This window comes from Pseudomonas sp. 21LCFQ010 (genome assembly GCF_024129905.1).
Taxonomy (GTDB): Bacteria; Pseudomonadota; Gammaproteobacteria; order Pseudomonadales; family Pseudomonadaceae; genus Aquipseudomonas.
In genome coordinates, this window is the sequence record NZ_JAMYDZ010000014.1 from 21,523 (window position 1) to 39,289 (window position 17,767).

The window sequence follows — 17,767 nt, forward strand, 5'->3', positions numbered from 1 at the left end:
TCAGGATCATAGCAGGGCATTAGTCTGGCATCACTTTCCAATAAGACCGGAGCCTGAAAATGACCAGCGTTTCCCATACGACCCACGCCATCTCGATCAACCCGAACGACGGTGAACAGATCGGCGCCTATCCCTATGAAACCGAAGCGGCACTGGACGCCGCACTGTCGCGGGCTGCGGCAGGTTTTAGCGTATGGAAACGCAAGTCGCTCGCCGAGCGCGTCGAGCTCGTCACCGTGCTGGCCAGTGTGCTGCGCGAACAGGCCATCGACATGGCCCGCATGGCCACCCAGGAAATGGGCAAGCCGGCCACCCAGGCGCGTGGCGAAATCGAAAAATGCGCGCAGTTGTGCGAATGGTACGCCGAGAATGGCCCAGCCATGCTCGCCCCGGAACCGACCCAAGTGCCGGGCGGCAAGGCGCGTATCGAGTACCGCCCGCTGGGTCCGGTGCTGGCGGTGATGCCATGGAACTTCCCGTACTGGCAGGTGCTGCGCGGCGCGGTGCCAACCTTGCTGGCCGGCAATACCTACGTGCTCAAGCATGCGCCGAACATCATGGGTTGTGCCTATCTGCTGCGCGATGCGTTGCAGCAGGCCGGTTTCCCGGACGGCGTGTTCGAGGTGATCAACGTCACCCCGGACGGCGTATCGAAAGCCATCGCCGATGACCGCATTGCCGCCGTGACCCTGACCGGCAGTGTGCGCGCCGGTATTGCCATCGGCTCGCAGGCCGGTGCCGCCCTGAAAAAATGCGTGCTGGAACTGGGCGGTTCCGACCCGTTCATCGTGCTCAACGATGCCAACCTGGATGAAGCAGTAAAAGCGGCCGTGATCGGCCGCTACCAGAACACCGGCCAGGTCTGCGCAGCGGCCAAGCGCCTGATCGTCGAGCAGGGCGTGGTCGAGGAATTTACCCGGCGGTTTGTCGAGCAGACTCGCCAGTTGGTCGTCGGTGATCCATCACAAAACGCTACCTATATCGGCCCGATGGCGCGCTTCGACCTGCGCGACGAACTGGACGGCCAGGTGCAGGCGACCCTGAGCGAAGGCGCGACCCTGCTGCTTGGTGGCAGTAAAGCCGAAGGCGCGGGTAACTTCTATCTACCGACCGTGCTGGGCGACGTCACCGACCGGATGACTTCGTTCCGCCAGGAGCTGTTCGGCCCCGTTGCGTCGATCATCACCGCCCGCGATGCACAACACGCCCTGGCGCTGGCCAATGACAGCGAATTCGGCCTGACTGCAACGATCTACACCCAGGATGTGGCGCTGGCAGAACAACTGACCGAACAGCTGGAAACCGGTGGGGTGTTTATCAATGGCTACAGCGCTTCCGACCCACGGGTGACGTTTGGTGGGGTCAAGAAAAGCGGCTTTGGTCGCGAGCTGTCGCACTTTGGCGTGCGTGAGTTCTGCAATGCGCAAACGGTGTGGCTGGATCGTAATTGATCGGCAGGCAACTTTGACATCCTCCCCGTCCTAAAGGGCGGGGATTCCCACAACTGGACGCTCATGCCCGAGCGCGAGAATGTTCTTTGCGGCGTTGACGTCGCGGTCGTGGGTGGCACCGCACCCACAACAAGTCCATTCCCTTATTCCAAGCCCTGCGATACCTCTCGGCCTCGAGTCCGGCAATTGCTTGCAGCCCGAACAGGTTTGGGTGGTGTTTATCTCGCTGACAACCTTGAAAACCGTGCCTGCGTGATCGCATTTGTATTCCAGCATGGTTTTCAATTGACCCCAGCCGGCGTCCAGCACCGACTTGGCCATCCTGGTTTTCGCGAGTTTCAGTGAGTTCACATCGCCCACCACAATAACGCCACAACGCGCTACCAGCGCGTTGCTGAACTTATGCAGGCAATCCTTGCGGCGGTTCGCAACCTTGGCGTGAATCGCCCGTACACGGGCCTTCTTGCCGGCCCGCTGGGCCGTGCCCAGGGCTCTTTCCAGATCCCGGTAGAACCTGCCGCTTTCAAGGCGATCACCGTCGCTGCAGGTGGCCGTGGTTTTCAGTCCGAGGTCGATACCCACCGCGTCCTGGCCTGGCGATAACTGCCGGTCGACTTCGACCACGACGTTGAAATACCAGCGTCCACGGCTGTCTTCGTTGAAGCTACCGGATCTGAATTTAAAGCCCGCCAGGCCGTAGCTGTCCCAGACCTTGAAGTGCTGTCTGTTGAAGACGACCTGGCCGTTTTTCCAGACAGCAGCGCCGGCCTTGAGGGGCACCCAGCCCAGGCTGCGCCGAGCGCCGCCCGAGCAGCGCCAGCGTAGCTGGCGCTTTTTGAACTGCTTGCGCCGTGTGACATATTCGTCGGCAACAGCCTGCACCGATTGGCTGTGCAGGCTCAGGTCTTTGCCGGCCCCGTTGGTGTACTTGTGAATGTCGAACGACGACAGAAAACGACCACGCTCACGAATCGAGCGACTGCTCAACTCGTTTACGTAGTTCCACACAAAATTCACAGCGCGAGAAGCTTCACACAGCTGCGCTGCATGCTTGTCTCGCACTCGAATCTTGAGGGTTTTGGTCGCTTTCATTTCAGTCATGAAACACAGAATAGGGGCGGTTTTGTGGATTTTAACCCCTATGACCGCTTCGCGGTGGCGCTTTCATCCCCCACCTGAAGGAAGGGGCTTTTCGCACCAGTTTGGTAAGGACACCCCGTAGGAGCAGCTTTAGCTGCGAAGCCTTTCGCAGCTAAAGCTGCTCCTACGGAGGTTGCGTGTTTGCTGCGCGACAGCGCGGTGCCATGGCAGCGGGTGATCTCCCACCGAAGCCGAGCCAAACCTGCTAATCGCTTAACTGATCGGCATTGTTTCTACTGCCCCTTTCGCAGGCCAGCGGGTTGCTAAGCCACCACCGACTCGCCAATGGCGTAATACTGCCCACCCGCAATGTAATGCAGGCTGCGCCATTCGGGGCCAGCCTCGGCGAATTGCCAATGCCCGTTGCGGAACACCCGATCGTCCGCCCAGGCGCCCACCACCTCACCAATGAACAGGTCGTAGGCTTGCTGGTTATGTGGCTCGTCGATCACCTTGCAGATCAGCCACGCCGAACAGCCCACCACCAGAGGCGTTTTGAAGCCGTCCACGTGCATCAATTGCACGCCACATTTTTCCAGTTTGTCCGGGTCGTCGTTCAGGCTGTGGGTGCCCACCGCCTGGGTCAATTGCAGTTGGGCAACATTGGGCACTTGCAGGGCAAAGTAGCCACTGCCCTCGACCAGAGCACGGGTGCGGGCGATCTTGTCGATGACCACAGTGACTTTGGAGGGCGAGAAATCCAGGCCACAGGCCCAGGCGGCGGCCATGACGTTGTCGGTGCCGCCGTGGCTGGCCGAGACCAGGATGGTCGGGCCGTGGTTGACCAGGCGGTAGGCTTTGTCCAGTTCAACGGGATGCATATGCGGATTCATGGGCGCTCTCTTGCTGATAAACGTGGTGCCGGCGAAGATGGTCGCCTTACACAAGGCTGCAAAGATGCCACACTTGCGGCTGGTAATGCTCAAACAAGGACTCAGCGCTTGATGTCTCCATCCCCTTCCCCTCTGGTGGCCGCGCTGATTCTGGCGGCGGGTAGCAGCCGACGTTTTGGCAGTGACAAGCGCCAGGCATTGATTGCCGACGGCCGCCGGGTGCTGCAAAGCAGTTGCACCAACGCCTGCCAAGCGTTTGCCGATGTGCGTGTGGTGCTGCGCGAGCAAGACGATGCCGCCGCGCTGGGCCTGGCCCCTCAAGTGCGCGTGGTGCGCAGCCCGCAGGCAGATCTGGGTATGGGCCATAGCCTGGCCAGTGGCGTATCAGCGCTGACCGACGCGCCTGCCGAGGCGGTGGCCATCCTGCTGGCAGACATGCCCTGGCTGAACCCGGCAACCTTAGTGGCGTTGGCGGCGCTGGCAGGCCCGCAGCGCATCATCGTGCCGATGCATGACGGCCAGCAGGGCCATCCGGTGATCATTGGCCGACACTTCTGGCCGCAATTGCAGCAGTTGCGTGGCGACCGAGGCGCCAAGGCACTGCTCGCCGCGCACAGCGAGTACTGCGTGAGGGTCGAGACCGCCGACCGGGGCATCCTGCTCGACGCCGATACCCCGGCCGCGTTGGCTCAGGTGCTGCGCGACCAGACCTGTTGAGCGTGCATGCCATTGGCGCTGGCAAGGATATCCGCCATCACCGCCAAGGCAATTTCCGCCGGGGTCTTGCTGCCCAGATTCAAGCCGATCGGCGCATGAATGCGTGCCAGCGCCCGGGCGTCCAGCCCGCCGATGCGCTGGAGGCGCTCCATGCGCTTGTGACTGGTCTGCCGCGAGCCCATGGCACCGATGTAGAACGCCTCGCTGCGCACCGCCTCCATGAGTGTCAGGTCATCCAGACGTGGATCGTGGGTCAACGCGACCACGGCGGTCGCCGCATGACAACCGCCCTGCTCGATGTACCGCGCTGGCAGCACCGGACACACCTCGACGCCCGGCACGCAAAACCCGGCCAGCAGTTCGGTGCGCGGTTCACAGAGAATCACCTCGTAGCCCAGCGCCAGAGCGAAGCTGGCGCAGAACTCGGCCACCGGTGACAAGCCGGCCAGCAGCAGCCGGTGTACCGCGCCGATGCGGATTGAAACCTGCTCCGGAGTGACCGCCACCCGTGGATGACTCAGGCTGCCGGGCGATTGCGCTGGCAGTTGCCCGTGCAGGCTGACCTCGCGAATCAACCACGGGCCGGCGCTCAGGGCCCGCTCCACGCTGGCCAGATGCCGATCGACCTCGGCACGCGGTGACAGGTACTCCACCAGCACGTCCAGTACACCGCCACACGGCAGCACCAGATTGGGCGCAAACCCGCCTTCGCCATAACGCACCCGCTGATTGCGATGCGGTAATGTGCCGTCGGCCAGACGCTGCAAAAAGTCCTCTTCGATGCAGCCGCCGGATAATGAACCGCGATGCTCACCGCCAGCCAGCGCAACCAGCATCGCCCCTGGCCCGCGCGGTGCCGAGCCATAAGTGGACAGCACCGTACACAACCACACCGGCCGGCCTTGGGCCAGCCAGTCGCGGGCCTGCTGTATGACCTGCAAATCAAGCTGTTGCATGACACTCCCCTGGGCTCAGACCCCGGCCATCAGCTTTTCCTTGGTGATCGGCAGGCTGCGGATACGCTGCCCGGTGGCGTGGTACACGGCATTGGCGACTGCTGCGGCCAGACCGGTGATGCCAATCTCGCCGATGCCCCTGGCGCCGAATTCGTTAAGGTTCAGATCCGGATAATCGAGCAGAATCACCTCGATTTCGGGCTGATCGGCGTGCACCGGCACCAGGTATTCAGCGTAGTTGTCATTGACCGGCAAGCCTGTGCGCGGGTCGTGCTCGGTGGCCTCGAACAGGGCCATGCCGACCGCCATCACGATGGCGCCTTCGACCTGGTTGCGCGCTGCCAGCGGGTTGACTACCTTGCCGACATCGATGGCACTGACCACCCTGGCCACTCGCAGCCGCGAGATACCCGGGTCCCAGCGCACCTCGACAAAATGCGCACCGAACGAGCGAAACGAGTATTTCTGTTCTTTGCCCTGCTCGCTGTGATACGTGCCTTCGGCGCGGGCCAGACGTTGCTGAGCCAGTACGTCGGCAAAGCTGACCTGCCGCTCGCCCTTGACCAACCGACCGTCACGGACCTGCAGGGTGTCGGGCTTTTCACCGGCAAAAAAACCGCTCTCGGCAGTGGCGTAGCTGCGCAGTTTATCAAGCGCCTCGCGGGTTGCACCGGCCAGCGCCGGCATGATGCTGGCGGTGACCCAACTGCCGCCAGACACCGGGCCTGGACTGAACGACGAATTGCCCAATTGCACCTCAATGCGCTCGACCGGCAGCCCGGTGAGTTCGCTGACCGTCTGGGCGACGATGGTGTAGGTGCCAGTGCCGATGTCCTGCACCCCGCATTGCACCAGCGCGGTACCGTTGGCGCGCAGGCTGACCCGGGCTTCGGTCGGGACCTGAAACGCCTCCCAGTTGCAGGCGCCCATGCCGTAGCCAATGATCTCGTCGCCATCACGCATCGAGCCGACCTGAGCATTGCGCTGCTTCCAGCCGAAACGCTCGGCGGCCTTGTCGATGGCTTCGGGCAGGTGATTACTTGACCACGGCAAATCAGTGCTCTCATCCTTGCTGGCCAGGTTGAGCTGGCGAAATGCCAATGGGTCAAGGCCGGCAGCCAGGGCCATTTCATCGATAGCCGACTCCAGGGCGAACAATCCTGGCGCGGCGCCGGGCGCGCGCATGGACGTCGGGGTGCCGCGATTGACCGCACTGGTGTGGTGAGTGACCAGCACGTTGGCGCAGCTGTACAGGCTCTTGGTCACGCTGCCGCAGGTTTCGATGTAGGTGTCCAGGGTCGAGGTGCTATTGAACGACTCGTGACGCAGCGATACCAGCCGGCCCTTGTCGTCAGTCGCCAGGCGCAGGCGCTGGCGGGTCTCGGGACGATGGCCCACGGTGCTGAACATCTGCGCACGGGGCAGCATCAGTTGCACCGGGCGGCCGGTCAGCCTGGCCGCTGCACAGGCAGCAATGGAGTGCGGCCAGGGCCAGAGCTTGCCGCCAAACCCGGAGCCAATGAACGGCGCCCGGACTTCGACCTGTTCCGGCGCCAGATCAAACACATTGGCCAGCAGGTTGCGATGGTTCACGACCCCCTGAGTGCTCTCTTCCACGTACAGCCGACCGTCCTGCCAGTGGGCGGTGGTGGCGTGCATTTCCATCGGGTTGTGGGTTTCCACCGGCGTGGTATAGGTCGCGTCGATGCGCTGCGCGGCCGACTGATAGGCCGGCTCTGGCGTACCCCGCTCGTGACTGCCGCTGGCGGGTTTGAAGCCGTTGATGCGCAGCCCCTCTTCCAGGCTCCGCACCGGGTCCTGGGCCGCGTAGCGAACCGTGACGCGCTGGGCCGCTGCCCGCGCCTGCGCGAACGTCTGCGCGACCACCAGCGCGACGAATTGGCCGGGGTAGTAAACCTGGTCATCTTCGAACGGCAGCCGGTGTTCGTCGGTCTTGCTGGCCTGCAGCAACTTGTCAAAGCTCATGGCCTCATCAGGTGTACGGTGCATGTCCGGGCGATGGCCGTGATGCAGGATATCCACCACACCCGGCATGGCGCGGGCGCTGGCATCATCGATTGCCAGAATCTTGCCACTGGCGATGGTGCTGAATACCCCGTAGGCGTAAAGCAGGCCTTGCTGCGGATAATCGGCCGCATAGCGCGCCTCACCGCTGACCTTGAGGCGGCCATCAACACGCTTGTGGGCCTTGCCAATCACGTTCTGGTTCATGCCAGCTCCTGGGCCGTGAGATCACGGAGGTTACGGGTGATGACCTGTTGGCCGAGAGGAATCTTGAACGCGTTGTGGGAATAGCCACGGGCGTCCTTCATCGCCAACTGCGCGACCTGGCCATACAGCGCCAGCGATACCGGCTGGCCAATCAGTGCCCGCTCGGCTTCGCTGGCGCGCCATGGCTTGCTGGCCACGCCGCCCAGGGCAATGCGCGCGTCGGTGATGCGCTCGCCATCGAGCACCAGCACCACAGCGCTGGAGGCCAGAGCGAACTGGTAAGAGGTTCGATCACGCAGCTTCAGGTAGGCCGAACGACTACCCGGCAACGGCGCATCAAGGGTCAGGTGAGTGATCAACTCGTGAGCTTGCAGAGCATGCTCCTTCCATGGCGTGCTGCCTGGCAGCAGATGAAAGTCGGCAAACGCAATGTCGCGGCTGCCTTGCGCGCTTTGCACCGTCACCTGAGCACCCAGTGCGGCGATGGCTACGCACATGTCCGAGGGGTGCGCGGCAATACACTGGTCACTGGTGCCCAGTACCGCGTGAACACTGCGGTTCAGGCCGTCAACGGCTGCGCAACCGGAGCCCGGCTCACGCTTGTTGCACGGTGACAGGCCGTCACGAAAGTAATTGCAACGCACCCGCTGCATCAGGTTGCCGGCGGTGGTCGCCTTGTTGCGCAGCGCAGTACTGGCGCCCTGCAGAATCGCCTGGGCCAGTACCGGATAGCGCTCGCGGACCAAGGGGTGATTGGCCAGCTCGGTATTGCTGACCAGCGCGCCGACCCGCAGACGGCCGTCGGACAGCGGCTCGACCTTGCGCAGGTCAAGCCGATTGATGTCCACCAGATGCTCGGCCTGCATCACATCAAGCTTGACCAGATCCAGCAAGGTGGTGCCGCCAGCCAGGTAGAACCGCTGACCGTCGCCGCTGGCCTGGCCGACCGCCTGGGCCGGCGATGAAGCACGCAGATAGTCGAAGGTACGCATCAGGCCGGCCTCCCCATCTTGCCCCGCGCCGACTGCACGGCCGCAAGGATGTTCTTGTAGGCCCCGCAGCGGCAGATATTGCCGCTCATGGCCTCACGCACGCTGGCGTCATCGCTGCCGATATTCGGGTCATTGAGGATGGCGACGGCGCTCATGATCTGCCCCGAGGTGCAGTAACCGCATTGATAGGCGTCGTGCTCCCAGAATGCTTGCTGCACCGGGTGCAGTTTGCCGTCCTGAGCCAGGCCTTCGATGGTGGTGATTTCATCACCGTCATGCTGCACGGCAATGGACAGGCACGAGTTGATCGCCACGCCATTGACCAGCAAGGTGCAGGCCCCGCACTGACCGTGATCACAGCCTTTCTTGGTGCCGGTCAGTTGCAGGCGGTCACGCAGCACATCGAGCAGGATCGCGTTGGCCGGCACGTTGAGCCGGTGGCTCTGGCCGTTGACCTTGAGTTCGATGCTTTGCTCACCGGCGGCCGGCCCGGCGGCAGGTGGCTGGCTGACGACCGGTGCTGATTGAGCCATACCGTCAGGAACCCAGGTTGCAACGGTGGCGGCGGCGATGCCGGAAGCGCCAGCCTTGAGAAAATTGCGCCGTGAGGCATGTAATGCGGGGCTGTCCTGCCCGGCCACGGCCGTGCCTGGCGTGTTGGATTTTTTCATCAGGTTCACCATTGAGTGGTGCGCTCACGAAGGCGCTAGCAGTCAGGTCGGGCGGTGGTTCATTGCCACACGCCTCGGTTCCGACCGGTCCAATCAGGTGACCCTGCCCGGATGAATAGATTCAGCTTGATGATGCGTTGAGCGGATCAGTTGCACGCCGCGCCCCCGCCTTGCCCCTGATTACCGGGCAGCACAGGCGGTGGGATAAACCTTACACCCCCCAACGCCAGGGGTGGTATTAAGCGATTGATCTGTCGTCTTGCTGTGGCTGTGGCTGGCGCCTGAGCTCAGTCGCCGCTGCGCTTGCAGGTCACGATCACGATGCCGCCGAGAATCGCCATTACCCCCCCAATCAGCGGCAGGGTCAGTTGCTCGCCCATGAACAGCACCGACATCAATAGCCCCACCACCGGCACGCCGAGCATCGCGGTCGACATGCTGGTGCTCGACAGCCACATGCTCGCCGCATTGACCGCGCAGAAGCAGAACGCGGTCGCCAATGGCCCCATGAACAACAGGATCTGCCACAGCGCCATGGAGCCATCACCGGTGAACGGCCCTTCCACCACGTGCGCCAGCACCAGCAACGGTACGGTGGCGGTGAGCATCTGCCAGGGCGCCAGTTGATAGGCGCTGGTGCCTGTGGACGCATGACGCAGATGCAATATGCAAAGCGCCCAACAGATCGATGCCGCGATCAGCATCAGGTTGGCTTTGAGCAGGGTGGTATTACCCCAGTCGAGGGTCAGCGGGTTGAACAGCACAGCCACGCCAATGCCGCCGAACAGCGTGCCGATCAATTGCCGACGCGACAGCCGCTCGCCGAGGAAGGTCACCGCAATCGGCGTCACCCACAGCGGGGTGGTGTAGGCCAGCACCGCCGAGCGGCCGGCCGGCACTTCGGTCATGGCCATGGCACCAAGCACGGTAAAGGTCAGCATCTGCAGCAGGCCGACACTGAGAATCAGTGGCAGGTCGCGACGGCCCGGCACGCGCAGGCTACCCGTGGCCAGTTGCAGGGCAAACAGGCAGGCGGCACCGGCGGCGAAGCGCACGGCGGAGAACCACACCGGGGTGATGTGCTGCAAACCGGCCTTCATCACTGGCCAGTTGGCGCCCCAGATCAGGATCGCCAGTACCAGTAACAACACGCCCTTGGCCTGGGGCGAAGCCAACAGACCATGGCTTGCGGGCAAGTGGGTGGCGGGTTTGCTGGTATTGATCATGATGGCTCCGGCGGCAGTGGCTGTGCAGGAGAAATCTTAATAAAGGTGCAAGAGAGATTCTTTGCGCTTTTATCTACCCAGCAAGCCGTTTGCAGAACTAAACTCTGCTAATCAATCCTTTTAAAGAGGTTTATTCTCTTGAAGAAGCTCGACCGTACCGATATCAGCATTCTCGACAGCCTGCAGCGCGACGCCAGCATCACCAATGCGGACCTGGGCCGCGCAGTCAATCTGTCGCCGACGCCCTGCTTCAATCGGGTCAGAGCCATGCAGGAGGCCGGGCTGATCAAGGGTCAGGTCACCCTGCTCGACCCCAAGGTGCTGGGCCTGGACCTGAACGTATTCATTCATGTGAGCCTGGAGAAGCAGGACGAAGGCGCGTTGCAGCGCTTCGAGGCGGCGGTGGCCGGGCGACCTGAAGTGATGGAGTGCTATCTGATGACCGGTGACGCCGATTATCTGCTGCGCATTCTGGTGCCCAATATCCATGAGCTGGAGCGCTTCATTCTTGAGCACCTGACCAAAGTGCCGGGGGTGGCCAATATTCGCTCCAGTTTTGCCCTCAAGCAGGTGTTGTACAAGACCGCCCTGCCCTTGCCGCCAGATGGGCTGGCGTTGGCGGCCAATCGCGTCAGATAAAGCCCAGGGTCAGCCACACCACCACCAGATAGCGCAAGCCCTTGGCCAGGCTGACGATCAAGCTAAAACGCCACAGCGGCTCGCCCATGACCCCGGCGACCACGGTCAGGGCGTCGCCGATCACCGGCACCCAACTGAGCAGCAGCGACCAGTAACCGTAGCGCTGGTAATGACCACGAGCCTGTTGCAGGCGTTTTTCGCTGACCGGGAACCAGCGTTTGTGGCGCAACCGTTCGACCGAGCGGCCGATCAGCCAATTGCTGATCGAACCCAGCACATTGCCGGTGGTGGCGGCCAGCAATAGCAACCAGGTCAGGTAGTGGCCGGAGATCAGCATCGCGACCAGCACGGCTTCGGACTGCATGGGCAACAGCGTGGCGGCGCCGAAGGCGGCGAAGAACAGCCCGAGGTAGCTGGAGAGTTCGAACATGAAGGAAGGGTCGAAGCGATAAAGGCACGCATAGTAGCGTGAGATTTATCGCCGGTTGCATAAAGGTGTTGCTGAATAATGCCATTAGTCATTTTGACCAAAAGAGTCATCCTGACTACAAAAATACAAGAGTCGAAATGACACAAGAGCGCTTAAACCCTTGAATTAAAAGGCCTGAAGGCCTGGCACGGAAGTTGACTCTGCTATGGCAACCGTTAACCGCCAGGGAGTCATTCCATGTTCACCGACCCGCAACGCGCGATCATCAAGGCCACTGTTCCTCTTCTGGAGTCCGGTGGCGAAGCGCTGACCACTCACTTCTACAACATGATGCTCAGTGAATACCCCGAGGTGCGTCCGCTGTTCAACCAGGCCAACCAGGCCAGCGGTGCTCAGCCACGGGCGCTGGCTAACGCGGTGCTGATGTACGCCCGGCATATCGACCGTCTCGAAGCCCTTGGCCCGTTAGTGGGCCAGATCGTCAACAAGCACGTGGCCTTGCAGATTCTGCCGGAGCACTACCCGATTGTCGGCACTTGCCTGTTGCGCGCCATTCGTGAAGTGCTGGGTGAAGACATTGCGACCGACGAGGTGATCGATGCCTGGGGCGCCGCTTACGGTCAACTGGCCGATATCCTGATCGGCGCCGAAGAAGCCGCTTACCAGCACAACGAACAGGCCCGGGGCGGCTGGCGTGGGGCGCGTCCTTTCAAGCTGGTGGGCAAGGAAAAAGAGAGCGCGCAGATCACCTCGTTCTACTTCGAACCGCTGGACGGTGGTGCGGTGCTGGACTTCACCCCTGGCCAGTACCTTGGTCTGAAGCTGAACATTGATGGCCAGGAACTGCGCCGTAATTACTCGCTGTCGGCACTGGCCAACGGCCGTGGCTACCGGATCAGCGTCAAGCGCGATGAGCAGGGTATCGCTTCGAGGTATTTACACGATCACTTGCAGGTCGGTGACCGGGTCGAGCTGTTCCCGCCAGCCGGGCATTTCACCCTGCAAGACTCGTCGCGTCCGCTGGTATTGATCAGCGCCGGTGTCGGCATCACCCCGACCCTGCCGATGCTGGAAAGCGCGCTGGCCAGCGGCCGGCCGATCACCTTCATTCACAGTGCCCGCAATGCCAGCCTGCAGGCGTTCCGCCCATGGCTGCAAGAGCAGCAGCGCAAGCACCCACAGCTGAGCCTGTACGTCTGCTACAGCCAGCCTGAGGCCGGTGACCGTTTTGATGCCCAAGGGCGTCTTTGCCAGGAAGTGCTGGCCAGCTGGCTGCCTGCCGATCGCAATGTGGATGCCTACTTCCTGGGGCCGGTCGGTTTTATGAGCAGCGTGCGCCGCGATCTCAAAGCACTGGGCGTGCCTGAGGCGCAGAGCCATCACGAGTTCTTCGGCCCTACCGGGCAACTGCCTGACTGACCGATTGAGCTGAGCGGCGACAGCCCGCAAAAACAGCTGACCCGGCCTGAGTGCCGGGTCAGCCTTTTGTGTTCAGCCACCCAATAGTCTTCTCAACCTGCCTGGCCTGGCGCTCAGTGCCTGGTGCAACTCTTGGGCACTGATGGTTCTGCACGCCGGCACCAGCGCCAGCGCCTGGCGCAGCGCAGGCCAGCAATGGCTGGGCAGGCGGGCCGGTTTGCTTAGCGAGCGATCCAGCCGCGCCGCCTGGGCCTGGTCGCCGGGCAGGCGCTGGTAAGGGTGCCTGCCGCAGGCCAGTTCGAAGATCAGACAAGCGCAGGCATAGAGATCGGTGGCTTCAGACAACCCACCACCGGCGCAGAGTTCAGGAGCGGCGTAGGCCGGGGTCCAGGCGTTGTAGCGCTCGCGACTCAACTGCGGTACGCCGGGCAGAATGCCGGGCTGGCTCTGACCGAGACCGAAATCGAACAGCTTCAGCCCCTGCTCGCTGAGCATCACGTTGCCCGGTTTCAGGTCGCCATGCACGACCCCCCTTGCATGACTGTGCTCAAGAGCCTCAAGCAGCGCACTCGCCACCTCCAGCAACTCGCTAAACGGCAAGCCGGTCAGTTCGTCACAGAGCCAATGATCCAGAGTCAGGCCACGCAACAGCTCCAGGGTCATGAATGCACAGCCTTGCGGGATATCAACTTCAAAACTGTGGCAGCGCACCACGTTGGGGTGATGCAGATGCCGGGTCAGCGCAAATTCGGCAAACAACAATGACCCGGCATCCGGCACGTGCTGGAACGACTCACCCAGCAGTTTGACAGCGATATCGGCAGCCGGATCACCGTACTGCTCGTGCAACAGGTCGCGGGCCTGCCACACCACCCCCATGCCGCCAACGCCCAGCAAGCGGTCGAGACGATAGCGCCCGGCCAACACCCGTGGCGGCTTCATCGGTCAACCACCACAGCGGTCAGATTGTCCGGTGCCGGCCCCTGCAGAACCTGCGCGAACAACCCGTGCAACGCAGCCTGCGGGGTCGCCAGACCGAGCGCCTGGCCCAGCAGCGCTTGATCCAGCATGCGGTACAGACCGTCACTGCATAACAGATAGCGGTCACCGGGCTGAGCGTGCCAGCGCAGCACCTCCAGTTGCAGATGCTCGCGCCCGCCGAGTGCGCGGGTCAATGCGGCCCGGCCTCGCTCTGCGGCATGATCGCGGGTCAGTTGGTAAAGCTGCTGACCACGCCACAGGTAGCAGCGGCTGTCGCCAACCCAGACACAAGCGCCCTGCTGCCCCTGCAACAACAGCGTCACCAGGGTGCTGCCCATGACCCGCGGCGCTTGCCCCTGGCTTTGGGTGAGCTGCAACGCCAGATGGCGGTTGAGCCCATGCAGGCGGCAGCGCAGCAGCTCCAGGCGCTGCTCCAGCTCGCCGGGCCAGCACAGGCCTGCCAGCGTATCGACGATCAAACGGCTGGCAAGCTCGCCAGCCTGATGCCCGCCCATCCCGTCGGCCACCGCCCACACGGCCTGCTCCGGACAGTCGAAAAAGGCATCCTGATTACACACGCGCACCTTGCCCGAGTGGCTGCCCGCCGCGCTGCGATACATCACAGTTGCGCCGGCAGACGGAAACCACGCAGCACACTCAGGTCCAATGGGTTGGGCATGCGTTGGCTGGTCAGCAGATAATTGGCGCGCAGGCCGCCGACATCGGCCTTGAACAGCAAGACATCCCGGCCACTGAGCGGCTCACTGGGCATCAGGTCGAGCAGCCGAAACAGCGACCAGGGGCCGAGGTTTTTCTCGATACCTACAGTGCGCCCGGCCATCCGCTCGACCAGCAGGCTCGCACTGCCCTGCCCGGCCTCGTCGGGCCAGCTAAAGGTCATGGGCACGATGGGCCCGTGACGGTACTCATGACGCCGCTCGCCAAAGCGGAATTCAGCGCGGCTGGCGCCGCTGTCAAGGCTGTAGGGTTCCAGCCGAAAACGCACTTGCGGCTGGCTCGGGTCTTCAGCGAAAAAACCCTGTCGGATGCGCTGGCCACGGGCAATCTGTTCCAGCACGGCGCGAGACATCGGTAGGCTATGGCCGTCGATGCTGCGCAGCCGGTAATTATCGGCAGAACCGCTGACAAACGCCTTCAGATGCTGCTCGAAAAAGCGTTCCAGGACCCCCTGAGCCTTGAAGAACTCACGAAAGTCATTGAGCGCCACATCGCTGCTGCTGTGGGCGTGAAACGGATAACGCTGGTCAATGGCACGGCTGTAAAAAGCGTACAGCTCACTCTGATAGCGCTGATCGAGATGCCGGTAGGCATCGGCCAGGATCAGGCGCCAGGCATCATCAGCCAGCAGGTTGAACCAGCCGCCCACCGGCCTTGGCAGGCGCGCTGCGGTGTTGCGCAACTGGCTCAGGGCATCGCGCTGCCCGGCCATCCGCGCCCGGGCCATTTCGTAGGCGAATGGCTCGGGTTGACTGGCACGGGCCAGGCTCGCCAGTTGCTGCTGGACCGCATCCAGTCCTTGCAGGACCGCCACCAGTTCAGCGGTGGGTGCGTCATTGTCATCCAGGAGCCGATGCAGCGGTTCGAAGCGCAACTGCATGGCTTTGCGAGCATTCTCCGGCAGCACCAGGGCCTTGCTCGCGGCCCCCGCAGCGGCCTGCAACGCAGCCCCCGCGACTGGCGCCGGCAGCGCTTGTTCAGGATCCGGCAGAGCCAACGGGAAACGCGTGTTGTCGCGGATCTGGGCCAACAACTGCACCACCGGCGAGTTGGCCGACAACAGACCGCTGACCAGATCGGCGCCCTCCCCGGCCTCGCTGAACGGCAGCAGGCCCAGGCGGCCCACGGCATCACTCCAGTGGCTGGCGTAGTCACGAAAATACAGTTGCTCCAGTTCGACCAGCAGGCGACGCATGTCCGTCCCGCTCAGCTCACTGCCCTCGCCCAGCACCCAGTTATCGCGCAACAGCTCGCTGATCTGCGCGGCACTTTGTACCGAAAAGAACTGCCGATAGCCTTGCCGGGTGAAGAATCCGGGAATCGCCTGCTCGGCACCGACGAACAATTCACGCTGCGGCCCCAGATGCTGGCCGAGGCGGTAATCCGGCAGGCTGCCCGCGCGTTCCCGCAAGACCTTATAGGCCAGGCTGGCTTGCGACTCGTTGCGCAATGCCTGACGGGCCTGGGCCACCAGCGGCTCATCCAGCGGCTGGCTGAAGGACAATTTCAACAGCTTGGCAACGTGCTGCCCCAGCCCTTGCTGCACCGCTGCATGACCTGGATACAACCGCGCCCACTCGCTGCCCAACTGTTCTTCCAGCCAGGCTGGATCACGGCGCGTCGGCAAGTGCAGCATCAGGTAGGCACGCAGATTATCCAGCAACGCCTCACGGTCGTGCAGGCTGGAGCGTACGCGGGCTTCGAGCAGGCGGGTCAGCCGCGGCAGCAAATGGCTGCGCAATTCGTCCTCGTAGCGCGCCTGCAACAACGGATTGCTGGCCCAGCCCTGATACAAACCGTTGCGCTCGTGCCAACTCATGGCCAGACCATCAGGAAACACCTGGGTCGCCTGCCAACTGATATCAAGGGTTTTCAGCGCGGTCATGGCGTCGGCGGCCGGGTCCAGCGCCTGCCGCTGCTGTTGCCAGTCGCCGGCCAGTCGCCGCAGAGTTTCCAGACGCTGATGATTGGCAGAAAACCCGCTGGTCCATAGCGCGCCGCCGACCATCAAGGTGGCCAGCCCGCCCCCCAACAACAGCCGCTGCCCCCAATGGATACGCTGCCGTTCACTTGGTGCAAGGCTTTGCTGATGCGCCTCACGCAGGATCACCCGGGCGAACAGTTCATGGACGAAACGACCTTGCGCACCACCTGCCCCGCCGAGAGGCTGCGCCTGCGACTCAGGCTCCGCCGCGCTGGCGCAAGTCAGGTAAACGCCGCTCAGCCGATGACCACTGACATAGCGGCCGGAGAAAAACAGCTGATCGATGAGCATCTCCAGTTGCTCGCCAAGAGCAGCCATGCCTGGCGGGAAGTCGAGCATACGACTGCGCAGTTGCTTGTCGCGCTGCTGGTGCAGCCGGCCAATGAGCTGGCTGTCGAGATGGCGCAGCAACGCGTCGATCTGCTGATGTACCGCCTGCCGGTCGGTCGCGGGTTGTTCAGCGCTGAAGCTGACCCCCAGCGCCTGACTGTTTTGCTCGCGGCTCAGTGAATCGAAGAACGCGTTGAAACCCGGCAGTTGATCCGCTTTGCTCAGCACCAGATACACCGGCACCTGCACTTGCAGGTGCCGACGTACCTCCTGCAAGCGCTGACGAATCTGGCTGATCAGTTCCAGTAGCGCTGGCGTCTTGCCCAGCTCAGGATTGCGCGCCTCCAGTAGCATCGGCACCGCAACGGTGATTAGCACGCCGTCGAGCGGTCGCGCCCGGCGACGTTTGCGCAGCAGTTCCAGCAGCGTGCGCCAGCCACCGCCATCCACGCTGGCATCGGCCTGGGCCAGGTAGCGCCCAGGCGTGTCGATCAGCACCGCCTGGTCAGTGAAATACCACTGGCACTGCTCACCATCGTGGTCCTGGCTGAGCGTCAGAGGTTCGTCTCGGTCGAGGGCGAACTCCAATCCTGAGCACGCCAGCAGACGGCTCTTGCCACTGCCCTGCGGACCGATCAGCAGATACCAGGGCAATGGCTGCCGATCCTCGCTGAACAGGCTGGCGTGCCTGAGGCTGCGCAGCGCTTCGGCAAAGCGTTTGTGCAGGCTGCGGCGCTCATTGTCGAGGCGCTGCTGGTCGGCCTGCTGTGCTGCCCATTGCGGGTCAATGACCGATGGCCGGCCGCGCCACCAACGACTCAACAGCATGACCGCTCCCCAGAGCAGCAAAAGTGCGCAGACGGCCAGCAATCGGGCAAGCGCGCTGGCCAATACCCGCACATCATTGATCGCCAGTGTCGGGCCGCCCCACCACACCAGTGCGCCGCACGCCACTACCAGCGCCAGGCTCCACACCCAGGTCTGGCACATAGCCCCCGGAACTTTCTTCAGGAAATCTCTCATCATGC

15 protein-coding genes are annotated in these 17,767 nt (G+C 62.9%); 4 read left to right on the plus strand and 11 right to left on the minus strand.

Annotation, left to right across the window (positions count from 1 at the left end):
- Nucleotides 1–59 precede the first annotated feature (59 nt).
- On the plus strand, nt 60–1,451 hold the full coding sequence (locus tag NJC38_RS16675; protein ID WP_253115918.1) for an aldehyde dehydrogenase family protein: 1,392 nt from the start codon (nt 60–62) through the stop codon (nt 1,449–1,451).
- 30 nt (nt 1,452–1,481) lie between these two features.
- Here the strand turns inward: NJC38_RS16675 and NJC38_RS16680 are convergent, their stop codons facing one another.
- Together NJC38_RS16680 and NJC38_RS16685 are read right to left on the minus strand one after the other, a co-directional pair.
- Nucleotides 1,482–2,543: a transposase gene (locus NJC38_RS16680; protein WP_253115920.1), complete on the minus strand. Its 1,062-nt coding sequence runs from the start codon at nt 2,541–2,543 to the stop codon at nt 1,482–1,484.
- A 311-nt stretch (nt 2,544–2,854) separates the two neighbouring features.
- Nucleotides 2,855–3,424: a flavin reductase family protein gene (locus NJC38_RS16685; protein ID WP_253115922.1), complete on the minus strand. Its 570-nt coding sequence runs from the start codon at nt 3,422–3,424 to the stop codon at nt 2,855–2,857.
- Nucleotides 3,425–3,535: 111 nt separating this feature from the next.
- Between NJC38_RS16685 and NJC38_RS16690 the strand changes: the two genes are divergently transcribed.
- On the plus strand, nt 3,536–4,141 hold the full coding sequence (locus tag NJC38_RS16690; RefSeq protein WP_253115925.1) for a nucleotidyltransferase family protein: 606 nt from the start codon (nt 3,536–3,538) through the stop codon (nt 4,139–4,141).
- Here NJC38_RS16690 and NJC38_RS16695 read toward each other — a convergent pair.
- The 5 genes from NJC38_RS16695 to NJC38_RS16715 form a co-directional block, all read right to left on the minus strand.
- Nucleotides 4,114–5,097 (minus strand): XdhC family protein, encoded by a 984-nt coding sequence (locus tag NJC38_RS16695; RefSeq protein ID WP_253115927.1) that lies wholly within the window; start codon nt 5,095–5,097, stop codon nt 4,114–4,116. The two genes, NJC38_RS16690 and NJC38_RS16695, sit on opposite strands and share 28 nt — an antisense overlap.
- 15 nt (nt 5,098–5,112) lie before the next feature.
- Nucleotides 5,113–7,329, minus strand: a complete 2,217-nt coding sequence (locus NJC38_RS16700) for a xanthine dehydrogenase family protein molybdopterin-binding subunit (RefSeq protein ID WP_045492272.1) — start codon at nt 7,327–7,329, stop codon at nt 5,113–5,115.
- On the minus strand, nt 7,326–8,321 hold the full coding sequence (locus NJC38_RS16705; RefSeq protein ID WP_045492273.1) for a xanthine dehydrogenase family protein subunit M: 996 nt from the start codon (nt 8,319–8,321) through the stop codon (nt 7,326–7,328). The genes NJC38_RS16700 and NJC38_RS16705 overlap by 4 nt, the downstream gene beginning before the upstream one ends.
- Complete coding sequence (locus tag NJC38_RS16710; protein ID WP_253115929.1) at nt 8,321–8,992, minus strand: (2Fe-2S)-binding protein; 672 nt, start codon at nt 8,990–8,992, stop codon at nt 8,321–8,323. The genes NJC38_RS16705 and NJC38_RS16710 overlap by 1 nt, the downstream gene beginning before the upstream one ends.
- Nucleotides 8,993–9,279: 287 nt before the next feature.
- Entirely contained in the window at nt 9,280–10,218 is a 939-nt protein-coding gene (locus NJC38_RS16715; RefSeq protein ID WP_045492274.1) for a DMT family transporter, read from the minus strand.
- Nucleotides 10,219–10,356: 138 nt separating this feature from the next.
- Here NJC38_RS16715 and NJC38_RS16720 point away from each other — a divergent pair, with 138 nt between their 5' ends.
- Nucleotides 10,357–10,857 (plus strand): Lrp/AsnC family transcriptional regulator, encoded by a 501-nt coding sequence (locus tag NJC38_RS16720; RefSeq protein ID WP_045492275.1) that lies wholly within the window; start codon nt 10,357–10,359, stop codon nt 10,855–10,857.
- Here the strand turns inward: NJC38_RS16720 and NJC38_RS16725 are convergent.
- Nucleotides 10,850–11,287: a YqaA family protein gene (locus NJC38_RS16725; protein ID WP_045492276.1), complete on the minus strand. Its 438-nt coding sequence runs from the start codon at nt 11,285–11,287 to the stop codon at nt 10,850–10,852. The genes NJC38_RS16720 and NJC38_RS16725 overlap by 8 nt on opposite strands.
- 237 nt (nt 11,288–11,524) lie before the next feature.
- On the opposite strand from NJC38_RS16725, the gene hmpA reads away from it, so the two are divergent.
- Nucleotides 11,525–12,706 carry an NO-inducible flavohemoprotein gene (hmpA, locus tag NJC38_RS16730; RefSeq protein ID WP_253115931.1) on the plus strand — a complete coding sequence of 394 codons (1,182 nt, stop codon included), beginning with the start codon at nt 11,525–11,527 and terminating at the stop codon, nt 12,704–12,706.
- Between the two features lie 72 nt (nt 12,707–12,778).
- On the opposite strand, the gene NJC38_RS16735 is transcribed toward hmpA, so the two are convergent.
- From NJC38_RS16735 to tssM, 3 genes are read right to left on the minus strand one after another with little or no spacing between them, the layout of a single operon-like run.
- Nucleotides 12,779–13,648 (minus strand): serine/threonine-protein kinase, encoded by an 870-nt coding sequence (locus NJC38_RS16735; RefSeq protein WP_253115933.1) that lies wholly within the window; start codon nt 13,646–13,648, stop codon nt 12,779–12,781.
- Complete coding sequence (locus NJC38_RS16740; protein WP_045492281.1) at nt 13,645–14,307, minus strand: PP2C family serine/threonine-protein phosphatase; 663 nt, start codon at nt 14,305–14,307, stop codon at nt 13,645–13,647. The genes NJC38_RS16735 and NJC38_RS16740 overlap by 4 nt, the downstream gene beginning before the upstream one ends.
- Entirely contained in the window at nt 14,307–17,762 is a 3,456-nt protein-coding gene (gene tssM, locus NJC38_RS16745) for a type VI secretion system membrane subunit TssM (protein ID WP_253115935.1), read from the minus strand. The genes NJC38_RS16740 and tssM overlap by 1 nt, the downstream gene beginning before the upstream one ends.
- Nucleotides 17,763–17,767 lie beyond the last annotated feature (5 nt).

What these genes read in the sequence shown, in the direction of transcription:
- NJC38_RS16675 (WP_253115918.1), top strand. Translation starts at nt 60, where the DNA reads ATGACCAGCGTTTCCCATACGACCCACGCCATCTCGATCAACCCGAAC.
- NJC38_RS16680 (WP_253115920.1), bottom strand. Translation starts at nt 2,543, where the DNA reads ATGAAAGCGACCAAAACCCTCAAGATTCGAGTGCGAGACAAGCATGCA.
- NJC38_RS16685 (WP_253115922.1), bottom strand. Translation starts at nt 3,424, where the DNA reads ATGAATCCGCATATGCATCCCGTTGAACTGGACAAAGCCTACCGCCTG.
- NJC38_RS16690 (WP_253115925.1), top strand. Translation starts at nt 3,536, where the DNA reads ATGTCTCCATCCCCTTCCCCTCTGGTGGCCGCGCTGATTCTGGCGGCG.
- NJC38_RS16695 (WP_253115927.1), bottom strand. Translation starts at nt 5,097, where the DNA reads ATGCAACAGCTTGATTTGCAGGTCATACAGCAGGCCCGCGACTGGCTG.
- NJC38_RS16700 (WP_045492272.1), bottom strand. Translation starts at nt 7,329, where the DNA reads ATGAACCAGAACGTGATTGGCAAGGCCCACAAGCGTGTTGATGGCCGC.
- NJC38_RS16705 (WP_045492273.1), bottom strand. Translation starts at nt 8,321, where the DNA reads ATGCGTACCTTCGACTATCTGCGTGCTTCATCGCCGGCCCAGGCGGTC.
- NJC38_RS16710 (WP_253115929.1), bottom strand. Translation starts at nt 8,992, where the DNA reads ATGAAAAAATCCAACACGCCAGGCACGGCCGTGGCCGGGCAGGACAGC.
- NJC38_RS16715 (WP_045492274.1), bottom strand. Translation starts at nt 10,218, where the DNA reads ATGATCAATACCAGCAAACCCGCCACCCACTTGCCCGCAAGCCATGGT.
- NJC38_RS16725 (WP_045492276.1), bottom strand. Translation starts at nt 11,287, where the DNA reads ATGTTCGAACTCTCCAGCTACCTCGGGCTGTTCTTCGCCGCCTTCGGC.
- hmpA (WP_253115931.1), top strand. Translation starts at nt 11,525, where the DNA reads ATGTTCACCGACCCGCAACGCGCGATCATCAAGGCCACTGTTCCTCTT.
- NJC38_RS16735 (WP_253115933.1), bottom strand. Translation starts at nt 13,648, where the DNA reads ATGAAGCCGCCACGGGTGTTGGCCGGGCGCTATCGTCTCGACCGCTTG.
- NJC38_RS16740 (WP_045492281.1), bottom strand. Translation starts at nt 14,307, where the DNA reads ATGTATCGCAGCGCGGCGGGCAGCCACTCGGGCAAGGTGCGCGTGTGT.
- tssM (WP_253115935.1), bottom strand. Translation starts at nt 17,762, where the DNA reads ATGAGAGATTTCCTGAAGAAAGTTCCGGGGGCTATGTGCCAGACCTGG.